General features: G+C 60.2%; 12 protein-coding genes. 6 read left to right on the top strand and 6 right to left on the bottom strand.

Annotated elements, in window-relative coordinates:
* Window positions 1-8 precede the first annotated feature (8 nt).
* Window positions 9-761 carry a VTT domain-containing protein gene (locus HMPREF3160_RS03050; protein ID WP_083285360.1) on the bottom strand — a complete coding sequence of 251 codons (753 nt, stop codon included), beginning with the start codon at window positions 759-761 and terminating at the stop codon, window positions 9-11.
* Between the two features lie 78 nt (window positions 762-839).
* Between HMPREF3160_RS03050 and HMPREF3160_RS03045 the strand changes: the two genes are divergently transcribed.
* Complete coding sequence (locus HMPREF3160_RS03045; protein WP_035754624.1) at window positions 840-1841, top strand: 3'-5' exonuclease; 1002 nt, start codon at window positions 840-842, stop codon at window positions 1839-1841.
* A gap of 43 nt (window positions 1842-1884) precedes the next feature.
* Here the strand turns inward: HMPREF3160_RS03045 and HMPREF3160_RS03040 are convergent, their stop codons facing one another.
* A complete protein-coding gene (locus HMPREF3160_RS03040) occupies window positions 1885-2883 on the bottom strand; it encodes a hypothetical protein (protein WP_035754626.1) in 999 nt (332 codons plus the stop codon).
* Window positions 2884-2942: 59 nt separating this feature from the next.
* Between HMPREF3160_RS03040 and HMPREF3160_RS03035 the strand changes: the two genes are divergently transcribed.
* The 5 genes from HMPREF3160_RS03035 to HMPREF3160_RS03015 all read left to right on the top strand — a co-directional run bounded on the left by HMPREF3160_RS03035 (window position 2943) and on the right by HMPREF3160_RS03015 (window position 11360).
* The gene (locus HMPREF3160_RS03035) at window positions 2943-4289 is read left to right on the top strand and encodes an exonuclease SbcCD subunit D (protein WP_070490400.1); all 1347 of its coding nucleotides are present in this window, start codon (window positions 2943-2945) and stop codon (window positions 4287-4289) included.
* Window positions 4286-7444, top strand: coding sequence for an AAA family ATPase (locus HMPREF3160_RS03030; protein WP_070490398.1), 3159 nt, complete (start codon window positions 4286-4288; stop codon window positions 7442-7444). The genes HMPREF3160_RS03035 and HMPREF3160_RS03030 overlap by 4 nt, the downstream gene beginning before the upstream one ends.
* A gap of 44 nt (window positions 7445-7488) precedes the next feature.
* Window positions 7489-8766 (top strand): MFS transporter, encoded by a 1278-nt coding sequence (locus HMPREF3160_RS03025; RefSeq protein WP_070490396.1) that lies wholly within the window; start codon window positions 7489-7491, stop codon window positions 8764-8766.
* A gap of 21 nt (window positions 8767-8787) precedes the next feature.
* Window positions 8788-9738, top strand: coding sequence for a beta-ketoacyl-ACP synthase III (locus HMPREF3160_RS03020; RefSeq protein WP_310246838.1), 951 nt, complete (start codon window positions 8788-8790; stop codon window positions 9736-9738).
* Window positions 9739-9956: 218 nt separating this feature from the next.
* A complete protein-coding gene (locus HMPREF3160_RS03015; RefSeq protein ID WP_052048247.1) occupies window positions 9957-11360 on the top strand; it encodes an MFS transporter in 1404 nt (467 codons plus the stop codon).
* 96 nt (window positions 11361-11456) lie between these two features.
* On the opposite strand, the gene HMPREF3160_RS09805 is transcribed toward HMPREF3160_RS03015, so the two are convergent.
* The 4 genes from HMPREF3160_RS09805 to HMPREF3160_RS02995 form a co-directional block, all read right to left on the bottom strand.
* The gene (locus HMPREF3160_RS09805) at window positions 11457-12542 is read right to left on the bottom strand and encodes a DNA alkylation repair protein (RefSeq protein WP_070507025.1); all 1086 of its coding nucleotides are present in this window, start codon (window positions 12540-12542) and stop codon (window positions 11457-11459) included.
* Window positions 12520-15735 (bottom strand): efflux RND transporter permease subunit, encoded by a 3216-nt coding sequence (locus HMPREF3160_RS03005; protein ID WP_070507022.1) that lies wholly within the window; start codon window positions 15733-15735, stop codon window positions 12520-12522. The genes HMPREF3160_RS09805 and HMPREF3160_RS03005 overlap by 23 nt, the downstream gene beginning before the upstream one ends.
* A gap of 108 nt (window positions 15736-15843) precedes the next feature.
* On the bottom strand, window positions 15844-17346 hold the full coding sequence (locus tag HMPREF3160_RS03000; protein ID WP_052048249.1) for a malate:quinone oxidoreductase: 1503 nt from the start codon (window positions 17344-17346) through the stop codon (window positions 15844-15846).
* Between the two features lie 173 nt (window positions 17347-17519).
* Window positions 17520-19310: an ABC transporter substrate-binding protein gene (locus tag HMPREF3160_RS02995; protein ID WP_083285359.1), complete on the bottom strand. Its 1791-nt coding sequence runs from the start codon at window positions 19308-19310 to the stop codon at window positions 17520-17522.
* Between the last annotated feature and the right edge of the window lie 53 nt (window positions 19311-19363).

Raw genomic sequence — 19363 nt, 5'->3', positions numbered from 1 at the left:
TCGGTTGTTTAGTTTTTCGTTTGATGAGTTTCTTCTACCGCTTCCCGTGGGGCGGCTGGCTTGTTCTTTTTCGAGTTGATGCGGTGACGCACGGCCTCGAAGATGATCGGGGTGATGGAGAGCAAAACGATCGCGATGAAGATGATGTCGATGTTCTTGCCGACCCATTCGAAACGGCCCAGCCACGCACCTAGCAGGGTCACGCCGCCGCCCCACAAGACGGCGCCGATCACGTTGTAGAGGAAGAACTTGGCTTTGTTCATGCCGGCAACACCGATGATCACCGGAACGAAGGTGCGAACAATCGGGATGAAACGCGCCAGAATCAGGGCTTTGCCGCCGTGGCGTTCAAAGAAGTCGTGCGCCTTGACCACGTGCTCGCGTTTGAAGACCTTGGAATCGTCGCGGCTGTAGAGGGCTGGGCCGGTTTTCTCGCCGATATAGAAACCGAGTTGGTTACCCACGATCGCGGCGATGATGATCGCGGGGATCGCAACCCATAGTGGGGTTTCGATCGCCCCGGTTGCCATCAGCATGCCCGCGGTGAACAGCATGGAGTCACCCGGTAGGAAGAAACCTAGCAATAAACCGGTCTCAGCGAAGATGATGCCGACGACCAGCGCGATGACCCACGGACCTAACCCTGAATCACGCAAGAAAACGTCAGGGTTCAACCAGTCAGGTAGGAACGCGGCACCGACATTAACGACGTTGGTCACGGCCTCAGGCGAGACCAAACCAGTGAATAGATTGCTCAGCATGAGAAGAATTCTACGTGGCTATCCGTGAGGAGCCGCATCGGGGCTTATATGATCCGCATCGGGGTAGAATAGGCTCACGTGGCTGTGGATTTTGTAGCAATTGACTTTGAGACCGCTAATGGTTTTCGTGGTTCTGCGTGCGCCGTGGGGCTCGTGAGGGTCCGTGATGGGGCAGTGGTCGATACCTATGCGTCGTTGCTACAGCCGCCTGCGGGTTTTGATCATTTTGATCCCCGCAACGTCTCGATCCACGGGATCCATCCCGAGCAGGTTGAAACGGCGCCGCGTTTTGCAGACGCCTATCCTGAGATTGCCGAGTTCATCGGCGGTGACCTTGTCCTGGCGCATAATGCGGCTTTCGATATCGGCGTGATCCGTGCCGGTCTGCAGGCGTGTGGTGTTGGTGCGCAGAAGTTGGTGTATGCCTGCACGGTCCAGTTGGCCCGTAAGGTCTATGACTTGATGTCTTATTCCTTGCCTTTTGCAGCACATGCCGCGGGCTTCGACTTGACCTCACATCACGATGCGTTGGCGGATGCGCGCGCGTGCGCGGCCATCGGGGTCGATGCGGCCCGCAGGCTCGGTGCCAGCACGATGACCGAGGCTGTGGAACAGGCTGGCTTGCAGGTCTCGACGATGGCGAGCTTCAAGCCGGGGGACCCTGAGTGCAAAGCGTTGCGTGACGCGCGCGGATGGCGGGTTGCCGGGCACGCTGTTCCGCAACAGCTGGATGCTCCGTGGCCGGTTGAAGGCCCTAACCCTGAACCGAATCACGACGCAGACCCTGCGAATCCGCTCTTCGGTCAACGCGTGGTGTTTACTGGCGAGCTTGGTATTCCCCGGAACGAGGCGAAAGAGCGCGCCGCCGCGGTGGGCGCTCAAACAGCTGACAGGGTGTCTACCACCACGAGTGTTCTGGTTGTTGGCGACGGTTTCGTTGCCGAAGACCTCACATCAGGCCGCATGACGCGCAAGGCACGCCATGCATTGGCGCGCCGCGACATGGGGCAAGACATTTCAGTGATGTCCGAGGCGGAGTTCCTCCAAGCCGTTGGCGGCCACTGGCCTTTGGGTGTTTGATACCGGCCAGTGAACACGCGGCGCTAGCCAGGCCAGTGCAGGCTCAGAACATGAGTTCTGCGAGCTTCTTCGAGTATTCCTCGATGAGCGGGTAGTGGTGGCGGGTGCCTGACTTGCCGGTCACGGCGGCGATGAGAGCGGCGGCGAACATGCCGGCCTGGAGGTAGCCTTCATCGGCGAGCGCGGTCCCTACGTCGGTAGCGTGCGCCTCACTTGCATCTGTGCCTAATGCGTTGAGGGCTACACCGGCAGCCAAGGTGAGGTTCGAGCGCGCAACACCGTCGTTGTTGTGGTCTGCCCGTTGGGCATGGTGGTCTGGCTGTTGAGCGCTGGGGTCTGGTTGCTGGGTGTGTTCGCCAACTTCGGCGGCGCGTTCGAGTGCCTGGATGAACGAGTTTTCTCCGGCGTCTTGGGGCATCTGGTGGGTGGCGCGGACGATCAGTTCCGCGGCATCCGCGCACGCGGCGTGGGCCTGTGGGGATCCGTGGGAGAGGGCTGCGGCGGCTGTTGCGAAGGAACGGGTCTGCTCGGTGGGCAGATAAGGGACCACTCCGAGTGCAATGGCGCGTGCCAGGACGCCGGGACCGTCTGTTGCAGCGAGCTCGGGAACGCTTGCGGCGGGACGGTTAAACGGGCGATGCGGAAGACTCATCTCGGGGGAGCGTAACCCAACGATGTTCTGCGGGTCCCCGCCTTCCTGGACGCCGAGCGCGAGCATGTGGTCCGTGAACGGGCGCGCTGGAGGGACCGGGGCTCCGTCCGGAAGTTCACGGTCAACTGCGCGGATCCAACGCAGTGCACCGAGCCACATGCATGCTGGCTCATCGGAGGTTACCCCGTCGTGGGCCCATTCGAGGGCTTCCATGAGGCCGTCTCCGATCGAGAGCATCAGCATCGATTCAGGCCCGAGCTGATGGACCTCGGTGGTGTGGGTACGTTCAACCTCTGCCGCGGCACTGAGCACAGCGTAGACGAGCTCGGCGTATCCTGAAGGGTCGGATGGGCGTGGTGTTGGTGCGGAGTCTGCGGGAGAATTGCTCATGCCTCCAGCCTAGCGGTGTTCGTCATCAAAATCTCAGGGGTGCTGGGTAGGGTGAAGCCATGAAGTTCCTGCACACATCGGACTGGCATTTGGGCCGTAATTTCCACGGTGAGTCCCTCGAAGCGGCTCAACGTAAGGCGTTGGGTGATGTGGTCGATGCCGCCCGTGAGCACGCGGTCGATGCGGTCTTGATCGCCGGTGATGTGTATGACCGCACGGTCCCGCCTGAACGAGCGGTCACGATGTTTGAAGACACACTTGAAGAACTCGTGCGCCTGGGTATCAGCGTGGTGGTGACGAGCGGGAATCATGACTCGGCGCGCAGGATGTCTTTCGGTAGCAGCTTCATGTCCGCTGCTGGCGTGCACTTCCGCACGAGCCTGGAGGACAGCATCGTCCCTATCCGCTTCACGCAACGCAGTGGCAACGGCGGAAGGGTAACGGTTAGCAGCGACGCCGAGAACGGGGTTCATGGTGCGGGCGGCGAGGTGGTTCAGCACGTTGATGTGTATGGGCTTCCGTACCTTGAACCGCGGGTTGTCGCAGTGCAATTGGGGGTTGAGAAACTCACTCATCACGATGTGGTTGCCGCCGCGGTAGCGAGAATCCGCGAGGTTGCCCAGCAACGCGAAAGCCAAGCCGGGGAAGTTCCGGTCAGGACGGTCATCATGGCGCACCTCTTCGCGGCCGGCAGCATGCCCACCGATTCGGAAGCAGTATTGTCTGTGGGGCAACTGGATCAGGTTTCAGCCGGGCTTTTCGCTTGGAGTGACTACACGGCCTTGGGGCATCTGCACGGTCCGCAAAGCCCCCTACCGAACGTGAAATATAGTGGCTCGCCGCTGCCCTATTCCTTCTCTGAAGCGCATCAAGAAAAAGGCGGGTGGATCGTGGAGATCAACCCGGGTGAGGATGTGAGCGCATCCTGGGTTGCGTGGCCGCCAGCGGTGCCGCTCGCGATCCTTAGAGGACCTATCGAGGAGCTTCTCACCAAAGAAGAACACGCCTGGGCCGAGCAAGCGTATTGTCAGATCACGCTGACAGATGCCCAGCGCCCAGAGCGCCCCATGGAACGGCTGCGGGAACGTTTTCCTAAGACCTTGGTGCTCCAACACGAAAACCGTGCAACCTCCCACGGCGCTGAAACCTACCGGGCACGGATGAAAAAGGCGGAGAATCCGCAACAGATCGCCGAAGGGTTCCTGGAATTCGTGCGCGAGCGCAGCCCGAATGAAGAAGAGACGAAACTCATCGAAGAACTCATCGAGCAGGCACGTGTTGAACAAGCAGGTGCCCAACAATTAGGCGTTGGGCAGAGGCAGGTAGATGGGCGGAGACAGGTAGATGGGCAGAGACAGGTAGAACAGTCCCACAGCGGGGCGGACGCGCAGAAGGGCCGGGCATGAAACTCCACACCCTCACGATGACTGCCTTCGGCCCGTACGCCGGAACCGAAACCATCGACTTCGATGCGCTCTCCGGAACCGGCCTGTTCTTGCTGCAAGGGGACACCGGGGCCGGGAAAACCACCATTCTCGACGCCGTGTGCTTCGCCCTCTACGGGAAGCTTCCCGGCGCCAGAAGCGAACTGGGAACCAACCCGCCCGTCAGAAGCAGCTACGCTCCCGCATCCCTCGCCGCTTCCGTAGAACTCGAATTCTCAATTGATGCGCAACGCTATCGAGTCAAACGTTCCCCGGCATGGAACCGACCGAAGAAACGCGGCACTGGAACCACCGCAGAGAACGCGAAAGCCTACGTCGAAGAGCTGGTGGATGGCCACTGGGTCAGCCGCGGCGCCAAACCCGCTGACGTCAACGTCTTCCTTGACGGCGCACAAGGCCTCCTAGGCCTCACCCTCGACCAATTCACTCGCGTGGCACTGCTACCACAAGGGGAGTTCGCCCAGTTCCTCAAAAGCAGCACGAATGAACGCGACGCACTGCTCTCAACCCTGTTCGATGTGTCCCTCTACGAGAACCTGCAGAAAACCGCGAACGAACATTCCAAACATCTCGAAGCCCAAACCCGGGACACTCAAGAAGCCTATGAACGCTGCATCGAAGACCTTGAAGAGCTCGCCGTGCGCTTTTGTCTTGAACCAGCGGATCTGGAAGGCGCAAGCGATGATCTCGGGTGGGCTGAAGGCCTGACCGAGGCGGCATCGCAGCTCATCCAGCGGCGCAGCGAGGCTCACCAAACGGCAACACAGCACTACGGGGATGCGAAAGATAAGCTCGCCCGCCTGGAATCCGTGGCGCGGGACGCCCGTGAATATGAAAACTACCGGCAGGCCCGCGCCGAACTAGAGGCCGGAGAGGCAGAAGCCGAGAAGAAACGGCAGGCCTTAGTACTCCATGAGCGCGCACGTGAAGCTCAGCGCTTCATGGAGGCAGAAGCGAACGCGGCCAGCACGGTTGCGAAACTCAGCGATGCATTCGAGCAAGCTCGCTTGGAACTACCTCGTACGCTTCCGGTGGATCATCCCGAACAGGCCTACCCATACCGGGAACTGACCCGAGGCAATGATGCATCTGAAACTCATGCCGCGAGTCTCGCGCTCTCACAACCTGTGCACGAGTTCACCGCGTGGGAAGAAGCCATTGCTCAAGCGCGCACACGGCAGCGGGAACTCATCACAAGCCAGGAAGCATGCAAAGCATCTGCGGCTACACTTCACCGCGCCCAGGCCGAGAGCGAAAAGCGTCAAGCCCACGTTGAGCAGGCAAACGAGACCCTCACACAAGCACACACCAGCTATGAGCGGGCACTCGAACAAGTTCAAGCGTGCCAGAAGCCGGAACAAGGCGCGTCCCAGCTGGAAGAACGGCTCCACAAGCTCACCAAGCAAGCACAAGCGGCCCGGGCTGTCGAAGACGCCGAGGCAGCCCACAAGGCGGCGCGTGAACGCGGCGAAGAAACCCAAACCTCACTCGACGCTGCCCGGGCATACGAACATGACCTCTACTCCCAGCGTGAGGCGTACCTCGTGGCGAGCCTTGCCCAAGATCTCACACCAGGTGAGCCGTGTAGCGTGTGCGGCGCGACCGAGCATCCCTCCCCAGCCACCCATACACAGGCCGCGACCAATGAAACGGAGACCACCGGCTCGGATCCAACCACAGCCATCCCAACGGTCACCGAACACGACATCGAAGAAGCCCAGCAGGCCAGAAAGCGTGCCGAGCGTGAGAACAGCGCGGCACAAGACCACGCGCGTGGCAGCTACGAGGCGCTCAGTGCGGCCCGAACCCAAGCCGGCGGCTTGAGCCTGAAGCAAGCCCAAGAATCCATCGCGGAGCTGGCGAACAAGCTGGAATCGGTGCGTGAGCAAGAAGACGCATTCGAGCGGGCAGAGACCGCCGTCACTTCAGCTGAAAAAGCCGTTGACGAAGCTCGCAGCCGACTCAAACACGCACAAACCGAAGCCGCCGCGAGCCGGCAAACCCTCGAAGAAGCAAGCCAAGAGGATGAGCGGCGTCGCCACAAACAGCTCGCACAGCAAGGGGAGTGGGAGAGCATCGAGGCCCTGAGTGCGGCACTCACACGTTTCACTGACACCATGCGGCGCTGCATCGACCTACATGCCCGTACAACAGATGCACAAGAGCAGATGAATGAAGCACGCGCAAAGGCTGAAACGTACCTCACCCATCACAAACTCACCCGCACAGAAGCAGAGAGAAACCTCCTCGAAGATGAGGAAGCAGAGCAGCTGAAGAAGGACATCAAAGCCCGTGCCGATCTTGAAGCACGGTCAGAAGCGCTTGGCTCGCTCGAATCCGTTCAGCGCGCAATCCAACGCATCGAAGACCGCGAGAGCACCCCAACGGAAGAACAGCTGACCGAACAGCGCGGGCGAGTCCAGCAAGCGGCGGAACGTAAAGATGAAGCGCTCGCCGCCCACATTGAAGCCCGGCACGTCAGCGAATCGATCGATCAGGCTTGCGCAGAACTGCGCGATGCAGATTCCCGGCGCGGCGAGCTCGGGGCGCAAGCGCAACGAGCCAAAGCTATAGCGGCGGCCCTCAACGGGACCGGCGGTGAGAACCTCAAGTCCATGAGCATTCGCGCCTATGTTCTAGCGGCCCGGCTTGAAGCGGTAGCTGAGGCGGCGACCCAGCGGCTCAACGTCCTCTCCGATGGCCGCTACAGGATCCTGCATGATGACACGAAGAGCCGTAACAGGAAAGCGGGCCTCGACCTCGTGGTCGAAGACTCCTGGAACAGCGTGGTCCGCCCCACTGCGACCCTCTCCGGGGGTGAAACCTTCCTGGTATCCCTCGCGTTAGCGCTGGGCCTTGCTGACATCGTGCAGGAAGAAACCGGCGGCATCACCATCGAGACGCTTTTCGTCGATGAAGGGTTCGGGACACTCGATAAAGAAACACTCGATAAAGCGATGACCGGCATCGAACGGCTCCGGCAAGACGGACGGATGATCGGCATCGTCTCCCACGTCGAAGAGTTACGCAGCCAGATCCCTGACCAGATCTATGTCCATAAGACCCGGAAGGGTTCACAAGTGAAAGTCATCACAGCAGACCAGCCGCAAACTTGAAAGACGGCCGGACGCGTGTAGGCAAGGGCTAGCATGAGAGGCATATGACACCAGTACAAGGCCCAACTGAAGAAGCGCCCCAATCAGCTACGAGTTTCCGCCGCCTCGCTCAAGACGCCGGGGCGCTCTATTTTCCGATCTCGCTGTTAGCTCGCTTGCCGATGTCGATGCTCGGCATGGCGTGCCTGACCTACATCGTCGCCTCGGCTGAAGACTTCACAACCCCAGGGCTCGTGACCGCGATCGGCGGGGTAGGGGCAGCGATCGGCACGCCCATCTCCGGGGCCCTCTCAGACAAACTGGGGCAAAAACCAACGCTGCTCGGCCTGTGTCTTATCCATGTTCTCGCCCTCATCGGGGTTCTGTACTTCGGCTCCGGTAGCGACGGGCCGGTCACGCTCACCCCGCAGCTGATGATCATCGCGTTGATTGCGGGGGCGAGCATCCCGCCATCCGGGCCCATGACGCGAGTGCGTTGGATCAACAGGTACGGGGCTGACCTTCACCAGCTACGCACACTGGAGGCAGCGCAAAGCTACGAGTCCACGATGGATGAGCTCTCTTTCGTACTCGGCCCCGCATCGGTCGGAATCCTCGCGGCAACCTTCGGCCCAGCGGTGCCGATCTATGTTGCGATGGCGTTGTGCATCGTGATCATCCCGGCCTTCGCGTTCCATCACACCGAGGCCTATTCACGCTTCAAGAAGCCGCGCACAACCGTTACGGAAACTACGCCGGCCACCCAGAAGCCACCGCGGAGAGGCAACGCTACGCTCATCGCTATCACCGTGATCGGGATGCTCGGGGTCGGGACCGTCTTCGGCTCGCTGGCCACGATCCTCACCTACTTCGCCGACTACACCGGCAACCCGGGAACCGGCGGGCTGATCTATGCGGTCATGGGCATCACATCGGGCCTGGCTGCCCTTTCTGTAGCGCGCTGGCCTGTCACGTTCTCTCACCCAGCCAGGCTCTTGACAGGGGCTGTCACTCTCGTGCCTCTCGTGATCGTGCTGTGGCTACCGGAAACTCCGCTTTCGATGAGCCTTGCGATCCTTTTACTCGGTGTTCCTATCGGGCCTATCCTGGTCACGAACTTCACGCTCGCCTCCAGCATCACCCCGTCGCACCGGATGGGATTCGTGATGACTCTGCTCTCGGCAGCGATCACGTTGGGAACATCGGCAGGAAACTCGATTGCAGGCCGCCTCACGGACGCCGGCGGACACCACCTCGCCCTCGTGGCAACGCTGGGCGCATCGGTTCTCGTCTTCATATGCGCGTTTTCGTATACAGTCCTGAACAAGCAAAAACAGCGTTAGAGACTTGGTACAGTGACTCCTATGATGAACCGCACCTATCTGGGATCCCGTGTGATTGGTCTCGGACATTTTCAGCCAGAGAAAATTTTGTCCAACCATGATCTCGAAAAACTCGTCGACACCAACGACGAATGGATCCAGGCCCGCACCGGTATCAAAGAGCGCCGCATGGTCGGTGAGAACGACACGGTGGTGAGCATGGCCGTCGAGGCGGCACGTATGGCACTCAAGGACGCCGACGTCGCGACTGTCGATCTCATCGTGGTTGCATCCACAACCTCCCAGAACCGCACTCCGAACGTCGCATCCCGTGTAGCGGAGGCTCTCGGATTGGAGCGCCCAGGTGTTCTCGATATCAACACCGCGTGCTCGGGCTTCGAATATGCGGTTGCGGTAGCGGATCAGTTCGTCTCTTCGGGCGTTTCTGAGCGGGCGCTCGTGATCGGTTCTGAAGCGCTGACTAACTTCACGGACTACACCGACCGCACAACGTGCGTGCTGACCGCCGATGGTGCGGGAGCTTTCGTGCTGGAACGCACTGAGGAGCCTGAGATCAGCCCGGTCGCGTGGGGATCGATCCCCGAGCTAGGGGATGCGGTTGTGATCGCTGGCGAGCCGGAATACTTCAGCCAGAACGGCCGTAACGTGATGCGTTGGGCTCTGACCGGGGCGGTCAAGGAAGCGCAGAAGGTGCTCGAGAAGGCTGGTCTCACGATCGATGATATCGACGTGCTGGCTTTCCATCAGGCCAACCTGCGTATCATCGAGCCTCTCGCTAAGGGGCTTGGGGCGAAAGATCAGATTGTGATCAAGGACGTTGTGAATTCCGGAAACACTTCCGCTGCGTCCGTGCCGCTTGGTCTTTCTAAAGCGTGGCACGCCGGCGAGCTTCCGCGCGGTGGGCGGACGTTGCTTTTCGGGTTCGGCGGCGGGTTCACCTTCGCGGGCCAAGTCATCAAGTTGCCAGCCTAAACTGCGGCGGCTGAAAGCGACAACGCTTTTCGTGGCCTACAACATGTCTTGTGCATGACGCAAAAGTTTCACTCTCTATCGTGGTGATGTGACGCGTGTCGCATTAGATCTGTGTATGATGTGGTGACCGTCACAACCGAATGATCGTTCGGTTGGCAATAGTAAAAGTCAGGCCCTACCTTCATCACAAGGGTCTGCTGTGGCCAAAGAAGGACATCATGACCACAACATCTGCACCCACGGCACATTTGGATGCCGCGACCAAGCGCAAGGAAGAACGTCGCGTCCTTGCCGGAACCCTCGTCGGAACCTCGATCGAGTGGTACGACTTCTTCATCTACGCGCAGGCAGCATCGCTTGTCTTCGCGAACCTCTATTTTGATCCGCTAGCTAAAGATGCCCCAGGTTTGACGCAGGTCATCTCGCTTGCCACGATCGGTATTTCCTTCCTCTTCCGTCCACTCGGGGCCGTGGTTGCCGGACACCTCGGCGACAAGCTCGGGCGTAAGAAGATGCTCGTCTTGACCCTCATGATGATGGGCTTCGCCACCGCTGCGATCGGCTTGGTCCCAACCTATGCGACTATCGGTGTTGCTGCTCCGATCCTGCTGATGCTCCTGCGCATTCTCCAGGGCTTCTCCGCCGGTGGTGAATGGGGTGGAGCGGCGCTCATGGCTGTTGAGCACGCGCCTAAGGGCCGCCGGTCGCTCTTTGGCGCCTACCCGCAGATCGGTGTCCCGATCGGCATGATTCTGGCAACCGGTGTGATCTTCGCTCTCCAGCAGATCCTCGGCATGCAGGCCTTCCTTGAGTGGGGCTGGCGCATCACGTTCCTGATCTCGATCCTGCTGGTTGTGGTGGGCTACATGATCCGCCGGTCTGTCTCTGAGTCTCCTGTTTTCGAGGAACTGCAGGAGCGCCGCGCCGAGTCCTCTGCTCCGCTGGGCAAGCTCATGAAGCAGAACAAGCGCGAGGTCTTCCTCTCGGCATTCATCTTCATCGCTAACAACGCGATCGGCTACCTGCTTATCGCGTTCTTCATCGGCTTCCTCGCCAAGCGTGAAGAGAACCCGCTACCACTCGGTCCGGTCCTTGGCGCGACGATGGTCGGCTCCTTCGGCTGGCTGACCTTCACCTTCGTCGGGGGCTGGCTTGGCGACAAGATCGGCCGTGTACGCACCTTCCAGCTCGGCTATGCACTCTTGGCGGTATGGGCTATCCCGATGTGGATGATCATCAAGGAAGTCAAGACCGTTGACGATCTGTGGATGTACGTGCTCGCAGTGTTGCTCATGACTGTCGGCTTGGGGCTGTCCTACGGTCCGCAGGCGGCACTGTACGCGGAGATGTTCCCGTCTTCGGTTCGCTACTCGGGCGTCTCGATCGGTTACGCGCTCGGTACCGTGCTGGGTGGTGCGTTCGCTCCGATGATTTCGCAGATGATCCTCAACCGCACCGGTGAACCGAACATGATCGGTGTCTACATGATTATTGTCTCGGTTATCTCCTTCGTTGCTGTGACGATGGTCAAGGACCGCCCGGACCGCGACCTCAACGTCGATAGCGCAGACCAGATGCGCGAAGAGAACCGCCGCACCACGTTGCGTAGCTTCCGCGACTAAATCGCTGAATAGCTGACTACTCAATAGTTGGATCCGAAATAACTGAATACTGACTAACTGTGGCGCCCCGGCGGTTCAACCGCCAGGGCGCCACAGCTACGCCTGGATGAGTTCGAAATCCACTAGCTCGCCTTCATGCCCGTTGATCACCAGGCTTAAAGCCTGGGTGCCCGGGTAGTAGGTGCGTGTGCTGGTGACCCGAAACGGGTGCGTTTTGGTTACCACACGGGTTTCACCTGGCGCCAGCGTGTATTTGCCGAGGCGGAACACGCTCGGCTTCCTGGTGCGGTTCTTTTTCAAGAAGTGCACGCGATACTCTGCAAGCACGTTGGCGGGGGTACCGCCTGTGTTGGTGAGTGTCGCTGAAAGGGTCGCTTTATCCCCAACGGCAACGGTGTCGGGGAATTCGGGACGGGTTGCGGTGATCGCGGTAGTGGGCGCGAATCCGACAAGCTCCAAGGCCTCAGGGTGGCCGCACTTGATCAGCCCGCGCAACCCTTGCTCCACGACCCGCTTTGCGTGCGGCCCGCCACTGGTTGCCCAGCGTTGGGCCGTGGCGAGAGCTAACTCAGGGTGCGTGCGGCCGATATCGTTGAGGTTGTTAGCGACGGATTTGCGAACAAACAGCGACGGATCCTCGTGTAGCCGGTCCAAGACCGGAAGGATCGGGGAGGGGTCCGCAACAAACGGTCTATGCACCTTCGCCCACGGAAGGCGCGGGCGGATGCCCTCGGAGGCGAGCCGGCGCACATTATGGCTATCTGAATCCGCCCATTGATGCACGCGTGCCATCGTTAGCTCCGGGTAGCGCTCCAGGTAGGGACGCACTGCCCACTCGCCGGTAAACGCCCTCGTGAGCGCCTCGATCGCGTCTAAGGAAACCTCCGGTTCATCCACTCCGTACAGTTCGATGAATCGGCTCACCGGCCACAAGTGGAATGCGTGGTTGAAGTAGCCTTCCCCCTCCGCGAGTTCGGGCCCCAGTTTATTGAGAAGCCCGTTGACCGCGTCTGTATAGTCCCGCGCGAGCCGCTCACGAAGACCCTGAGCGAACACGGTTACGCGGTCCAGGATTTCTAAACCCTCGATGCGTGGAGCGACCCACTCGGCGTATTCTTCAGCATCGATACCAAGCTGCGCACCGAGCCTTCGCGCGGTGTCAGGGTTGAAGTAGTTCTTCATTCTGGTCCTTGATTTTGCTTTCGCGTTTGAGTCGTTTGCGTTCGCGGCGGCCTTCAACGAGCCGGTAGAGGACCGGAACAAGGATCAAGGTCAATAGCGTCGATGAGATGAGGCCACCGATCACCACGACCGCGAGAGGCTGCGAGATGAATCCACCGCTACCGCCCGTCATACCGAAAGCGGTTGGGACCATCGCGCCGATCGTCGCCATCGCCGTCATCAAGATCGGACGCAACCTGCGCAACGCACCCAGCTCGATCGCCTGGTTCAGCGGCATCGCGTCGCGTTCACCTTCAGCGCGGTGCGCGGCGGGGTCGCGGTACTGGTTGATGAGGTCGATCAGGACGATCGCGTTGGTGACAACAATGCCAACCAGCATCAACATGCCGATCAAGGACGGCAGGCCCAACGGGATCTGCGTGATCAACAACGCAAGCAACGAGCCGATGAACGCGAACGGAATCGAAACCAACAGAATGAACGGCTGGATGAGTGAGCGGAAGGTCGCGACCATGATGATGTAGACGATCGCGATAGCAAGCAGGACCGCGATCCCCAACTGCATGAACGCATCTTCCTGCTGGGTTGCCGCCCCTCCGATGCTTGCGTGGGCGCTGTCAGGCAACTCGATTTGGTCCAGCCGTTGGCTCACTTCAGCCGATACAGCGCCGAGGCCGGCGGCCGTAGGAGAGATCGTGACTTGCGCAATGCGGTCGGTGTTGCGCGAAACCACAACGGTTTCTTTCTCCTGCTGAGAAACCTTAGCGATGTCGGAGACAGTGACCTCACCGGTTGCGGTAGGGATCTTCAGCTTCTCAAGGTCCTCGAGTGAAGCGATCGTCTTACCTTCACCGATCTTGATCGTGTAGGTCTGGAAGCCGAGGGTGGTGCGGCCAGCTTCCAGGGGTTCGATGGTGCCGTTGAGCAACGCGCCCACTTGCTGCGCGCTCAACCCCTTTTCAGCTGCCTTCTTCCGGTCCACGTCAACGCGTACGGTCGGCTGGGTTGTGGTGAGGTCATTCTTGATCGCGGTCACCTCAGGGATGTCCCGCATCGTGTCCGTGACCTTCTTGGTCGCTTCCGCGAGAGTTTCAGGTGTGTTGCCTTGCACCTCGATCGTGATGTCCTGGTTGAAACCACCACCGGTTCCTGGGGCGGAGACCTCGAACTCGGCGTCCTTATCGAGGCCTTCGAGCTCTCCGATCTGCTTTTCGACCTCGGAGCGCGCTTCATTGACTTTGGATGAGTCTTCGACCACCACAATGAACTGGGCCGTGTCCGAGCCTTGCCCGCCCATCATCACGGAAAGCTGGTCGGTGCCCGAGCCGACCGTGTACTGGACGTCGCGGACACCATCGACCCCCTCAATCTTCTCGGAGACCATACGGGCTTGCTTTTCGGTGGTATCCAGCGAGGAACCTGCAGGCAGGGCGAGCTCGGCGTCGAAAGAGGTCTCACCCATGTCACCGAACATGTTCGTTTTGATGAACGGAGTCAACGCGATAGACCCGGCGAGCAACACCACGGATGCCACGAGCGTGATGACGGGATGCTTCTGCGTGGAACGAAGGACGGGACGGTACGCCCGCTGCAGGGCCGGTAAACGCTCGGCGGCATCAGTATTGCGGCTCTTGCGGTTCCGAGAGGTCTTTTCGCCGGAGATGAACCAGTAGGCGAGCACCGGAACGATCGTGAGCGAGACCACCAGGGATGCAAGCAGCGCGATGCTCACTGTGAGGGCGAACGGACGGAACAGTTCACCGGCAAGTCCGGATACGAAAGCGATCGGCGCGAACACCGCAACGGTCGTCAACGTCGATGCGGTGATGGCTCCGGCCACTTCGCGGACAGCGTGGATGATGCTCTCACGGCGGGAGACGACAGTTCCGTCGCGTTCGGTCCGCGCATCGAGTGCGTCATTGGCGAGGTGGCGACGAATATTTTCGATCACAACGATCGCGTCATCGACCACTCGGCCGATCGAGATGGTGAGCGCACCCAAGGTCAGCATGTTCAGTGAATAACCGAAACCGAACAGGCCGATGAACGTGGCAAGCAAGGACAGCGGGATCGAGATCGCGGTGACAAGCGTTGCCCGGAAAGAAAGCAAGAAGATCAAGATCACGAGGATCGCGAAGACGAGGCCAAGCAGGCCTTCCTTTGTCAGGTCAGAAACCGCATCGGTGATCGGTTCGGCTTGATCGAAGATCACCACGCCTTCGGCGTCGGCGTCCTTGAGCAGGCCCGGCAGGGTTTCCTTGATCTTCTCGACGATCCTGACGGTGTCAGCCTCGGGTGTCTTGGTGATGGAGAGCGCAAGCGAGAGCTCCCCGTTGGTGCGGGTGATCGAGGAGCTGGCCTCATCCGCAAGCTCGACTGTGGCAACATCACCCAGCAACGAGACCTTGGGGTTGCGGTCTTGCGGTGCCTGCGGGGCTGAGCCCCGCGGCGCCGCGGCGGCTATGGGGAGTTTCCGCCACGCATCGAGGTCCGCTGGGGCACCGTTGGTCTCGGCCGGCAGACTCAACGTACCTTTTTCAATCGACCCCAGAGGGACTGAGCTACCGACTTCGCTGATCGCTTTCTGCAGGTCTTGCTCGCTCAGGCCCGCATCTTTCATCTTCTTTTTGTCAGGGGTGACCTTGACGTACTGGGAATCAGCGCCCGTGAGTTGGGCCTGGCGGACCCCGTCGAGACGTTCAATCTCAGGGATGACGTTGGCGCTCACACGGTCTGCGACAGCGGAGAGCGAGCCGTCACCGGAGACGGCGTAATACACGACCGGGAAGTCGCTGAAAGACCCTGCGAAAGAGGTGGGCGAGACGCCCTCGGGCAACATGTCGCTGGCGTTCGAGATGGCTCGTTCAACCTGGTTTCGTGCACGGTCCATGTTGGTCCCGTAATCCAGGGAAAGCTGGATGGTCGTCAGCCCTGTCCGGGATGTCGATTTGGTGGATTCAAGCCCCTCGACCGCCTGCAGTGAGCGTTCCAGCGGTTGCGCCACCTGTTCGTCCATGACTTGCGGGGAAGCTCCCGGGTGCTGCGCTGCCACGGAGATCATCGGGAACTCAACCGATGGCATGAGCTGTTGTTTCAACTGGTTCATCGAAACAACGCCGAACGTGCTCACGAACAGTGTGATCAAGATGATCAGAGCCCGGTTTCGCAGCGAGACTTTCGCCAGGTGGTGCATGAGGATCCTTGATGTAAGGCCGGAAAAGGGAGATGGGGGCGTGCCCGCAACGAAACGTTACGGACACGCCCCCATCCTATGCGTTGTTGGAGCGAGTAGTGGACAGACCTAGTTCAGCCCCAGGACCTTATCGGTGCGGTCCTTGACCTCGCTGTAGAGGGAAGCGTTGTTGTTGAGTTTCTGACCCAGCGATGGAATGAGCTCCTTGACCTGGTCTTCCCAGCCAGCCCACTTATCAGCGAAGCAGGTCTTGAGCAGGTTGACCATGATCGGTGCTGCAGTGGATGCGCCAGGGGAAGCGCCGAGTAGGCCAGCGATGCTGCCGTCAGCCGAGGAGACAACCTCGGTACCGAATGCGAGGACCGCCTTGCCGTTAGGGCCCTTCTTCATGGTCTGGACGCGCTGGCCCGCGGTGATCATCTCCCAGTCGCCCTTCTGAGCGGCGGGGTAGTAGGCGCGCATCGCTTCCATCTGCTGGTTGCGGGTCTTAGCGAGCTCGGATACGAGGTAGGTCACGAGGTCGAAGTTGGACTTCGCGACACCGAGCATCGTGCCGAGGTTGTGTACACGAACCGAGAACGGAAGGTCGAAGAAAGAACCGGACTTGAGGAATTTAGGCGAGAAACCGCCGTAAGGACCGAACATGAGGGACTTCTTGCCGTCCACGTAACGGGTGTCCAGGTGTGGAACGGACATCGGAGGGGCACCCACGGACGCCTGGCCGTAGACCTTGGCTTCGTGGCGGGCGATGACCGATTCGTTGGTGCAACGCAGGAATTCACCTGAAACTGGGAAGCCGCCGTAGCCCTTGATCTCATCGATACCGGACTTCTGCAACAGTGGGAGAGCGCCACCACCGGCACCCACAAAGACGAACTTGGCGTTGACTTCGAGGGTCTGCTTGGAAGCCTTGTCCTTCACGGTCACAACCCAGCCGTTGCCTGCGCGCTTGAGGTTGGTGACCTTGTGGTTGTAGAAGACGTCGGTGGAGTTCTTAGCGTCCATCGCGTCGAGTAGCTGGCGGGTTAGGGAACCGAAGTTGACGTCGGTGCCGGATGCGGAGCGGGTCATCGCGACGTTGTTGTTGGTGCGGCCTTCAGCTACCAGCGGGGTCCACTCGGCGATCTGGTCGATGTCGGTGGTGTGCTGGAAGTCCTGGAACAGAACGTTCTGTTTGAGGGTCTCGTAGCGGGTCTGCAGGTAGCGCTTGTGGTCTTCACCGATCACGAAAGAAGCGTGCGGCAACGCGTTGATGAAGCTCGATGGGTCCTTGACGATGCCCTGCTCGACGAGCCACGCGTAGAACTGGCGGGACTGCTGGAACTGTTCGGCGATGCCGAGCGCCTTGGTCGGGTCGACGGAGCCGTCGGCAGCCGCTGGAGAGTAGTTGAGTTCGCACAGTGCGGAGTGGCCCGTACCGGCGTTGTTCCATGGGTCGGAGGATTCGGCGCCAGCGCGGTCAAGGCTTTCGAACACGCCGATGCTCCACCCCGGCTCCACATGGTTGAGGAAGGTTCCGAGCGTTGCGCTCATGATGCCGCCGCCGATCAGTGCGACGTCGAGGGAGATCTTCTGGTTGGTCGAAGACACGGATGCAACTCCATCTGACATGTTTGTAGGTAAACCTTAATAAGTCTACGTCTCACAGTACCGCCGGGCTCTGTATAGGTGAAACGTATGGCGGCCTTTTAAGGGCCCAAAGTTACTAGCGCCACGTTCTGCGGTAACTTCTCAGCGCCCGCCTAGCCCTAGCTCAGTAAAGGGCTGTTGTTCACGGATAGTGCTTACTTCATCGTCACGAGTTCGAGTGGCTCTTCAAGGTATGGGTTCAGCGGGTAGTTCGTGACGTCGCTGGAGAGGCCGAGGGCCGATGCCGGCAAAAGTAGCGGGTGGAGCGGAAGGTCGGCTATGAGGTCGGTTTCGATGTTTCGGTAGGTCTCGCGGCGTTGGCTCGCTGAAGCGATGGCAAGGGCCGCATCGAGACGGTGCGGGATGTCGGTCAGGCGTGCGTTGCACAGGGGCCGGGGTCCGCTGAAGAGGCGAGCGAGCATGTCATGCGGGGAGCGGTAGAGCCCGTGTAGCCCGAAGAGGAAGAGCCCAGTGTGTTTTCCCTCGAGAAGGGCTGGCAGGAATTCGGTGTCCCAGTGCATGGGCTTCAACTGGGTTGTGATGTGCACTTCCGCGAGTTGTTTCTGAATGCCTTGCGCGGTCAATTCGGGTAGCGGGAAGTAGGGGAGGCGTACGCCGGTCGGGTAGGCGATCGGGATGCTTTCTCCGCCGTATTTGGCTGTCTTGAGTAGATCGGTGGTTGCTTTTTCATCCCGGATCGCGGGGCGTTCAGGCTGTACCCCTAGGGAAGCTGGCGTGTATCCGTTGGCGCTCAGGGTTGATTCTGGGAACTGGTCTTTGAGCAGTTGCCGTTCGTCGATGTTTTGCACGATCGCTTGGCGCATCGCGCGTTGTTTGAGGTTCTCGTCGTTGTGGTTGAAGCCGAGGTAGACCACGGAGAACGGGTCGCGGTGCATAACCCGCAAGCCGGCTTGGGCGATCTCTTTTTGTTCTTTCGCTGCCACCGCGTCGACGACGTCGGCATGCATCGGATTGTCGTGTTTGCTTGCCAGCCACTGGGCCGGTGTCGCTGAAAGGCTTGAGTGGATGAACGCGATAGTGGCTGGGGCTTTGCCTTCGGCAGGTGCTGGACGCAACGGCACCCCGCCGTCGTGGTTGGAGTCCCGGCCATAGTCTGGGGAGCCTTGGCTCGCGCTCTCGCTGTGTGTTGCACTAGCCGATGCGGCGGCGGATTCACGCTCGCTACGGAACTCTGCGCGTAGCTTCAGGCGTGTGGTGTTAGCTTCTTCGCGGTGAGGTGCGGTCTTGGTCGCTTTCGCTTCAAGGGTGTATGCGCCGGCGCCAATAGGTGTGGCGACAGGTTCGGTTGAGTCCTTGCCGAAAGCTGCCGGGGAGAGGACCCCGAGTCCGGGGTGTGTTAGCGCGTCTGGGAATGCGAAGCATGGGCGGGCGAAGTGCACATCGAGTACGTGTTTGCCCGGAGTTTTATAGCTCTTGATGAGCGGGGCCGAAGCCGAATCGGCGAGGATCGTGTCGATCGCCGAAGGCGTGGCGGCTGTGGAAGCGATCTTCTGCCAGCGTTCAAAATTGGCTTTGAGTGCAGCGGAATCGAGTTCTGTTCCATCGGAGAAGGTCAGGCCGTGTGCGAGCGTGATGCGCAGACGAGTGCCGTCCTCGTTGAGGTTTGCCGTGCGCGCTAGGATGCCGGTGAGGTTGCCGTCGGCGGAGTTGATGCTCACTAGCGGCGGGCAGATTTGTTGGATGATGCGCTGATCGAGTGGATCGTGGATAAACGCCGGATCCCAGACCCGAGGGGGTGCTGCGGCGAGGAAAGTGAGTTCTGTGCGGCTGCTTTTGCCCGGTGAGGGGGCACCGTTGGCGCATCCTGCCGCCATGAGCGCGAAAAGCCCCCATCCTAGGAGTGCGCGGCGGCTAGGGCCTGCAGAAGCGTGGTCCTCACGCGAGGAGCGACCTTTGTTGTGTGGGGGGAGTGCGCTATGTGGCATCTGTTCACCATCCCAGGGTGATGGCTTACATGAATGTTATGTGTAAGCGAATG

Origin of the sequence: Arthrobacter sp. HMSC06H05, from assembly GCF_001807395.1 — a bacterium.
GTDB lineage: Bacteria > Actinomycetota > Actinomycetes > Actinomycetales > Micrococcaceae > Pseudoglutamicibacter > Pseudoglutamicibacter albus.
Note: the sequence above shows the minus strand (reverse complement) of the source record. Positions and strands in the feature narration are given on the sequence as shown.

What these genes read in the sequence shown, in the direction of transcription:
- HMPREF3160_RS03050 (WP_083285360.1), bottom strand. Translation starts at nt 761, where the DNA reads ATGCTGAGCAATCTATTCACTGGTTTGGTCTCGCCTGAGGCCGTGACC.
- HMPREF3160_RS03040 (WP_035754626.1), bottom strand. Translation starts at nt 2,883, where the DNA reads ATGAGCAATTCTCCCGCAGACTCCGCACCAACACCACGCCCATCCGAC.
- HMPREF3160_RS03035 (WP_070490400.1), top strand. Translation starts at nt 2,943, where the DNA reads ATGAAGTTCCTGCACACATCGGACTGGCATTTGGGCCGTAATTTCCAC.
- HMPREF3160_RS03030 (WP_070490398.1), top strand. Translation starts at nt 4,286, where the DNA reads ATGAAACTCCACACCCTCACGATGACTGCCTTCGGCCCGTACGCCGGA.
- HMPREF3160_RS03025 (WP_070490396.1), top strand. Translation starts at nt 7,489, where the DNA reads ATGACACCAGTACAAGGCCCAACTGAAGAAGCGCCCCAATCAGCTACG.
- HMPREF3160_RS03020 (WP_310246838.1), top strand. Translation starts at nt 8,788, where the DNA reads ATGATGAACCGCACCTATCTGGGATCCCGTGTGATTGGTCTCGGACAT.
- HMPREF3160_RS03015 (WP_052048247.1), top strand. Translation starts at nt 9,957, where the DNA reads ATGACCACAACATCTGCACCCACGGCACATTTGGATGCCGCGACCAAG.
- HMPREF3160_RS09805 (WP_070507025.1), bottom strand. Translation starts at nt 12,542, where the DNA reads ATGAAGAACTACTTCAACCCTGACACCGCGCGAAGGCTCGGTGCGCAG.
- HMPREF3160_RS03005 (WP_070507022.1), bottom strand. Translation starts at nt 15,735, where the DNA reads ATGCACCACCTGGCGAAAGTCTCGCTGCGAAACCGGGCTCTGATCATC.
- HMPREF3160_RS03000 (WP_052048249.1), bottom strand. Translation starts at nt 17,346, where the DNA reads ATGTCAGATGGAGTTGCATCCGTGTCTTCGACCAACCAGAAGATCTCC.
- HMPREF3160_RS02995 (WP_083285359.1), bottom strand. Translation starts at nt 19,310, where the DNA reads ATGCCACATAGCGCACTCCCCCCACACAACAAAGGTCGCTCCTCGCGT.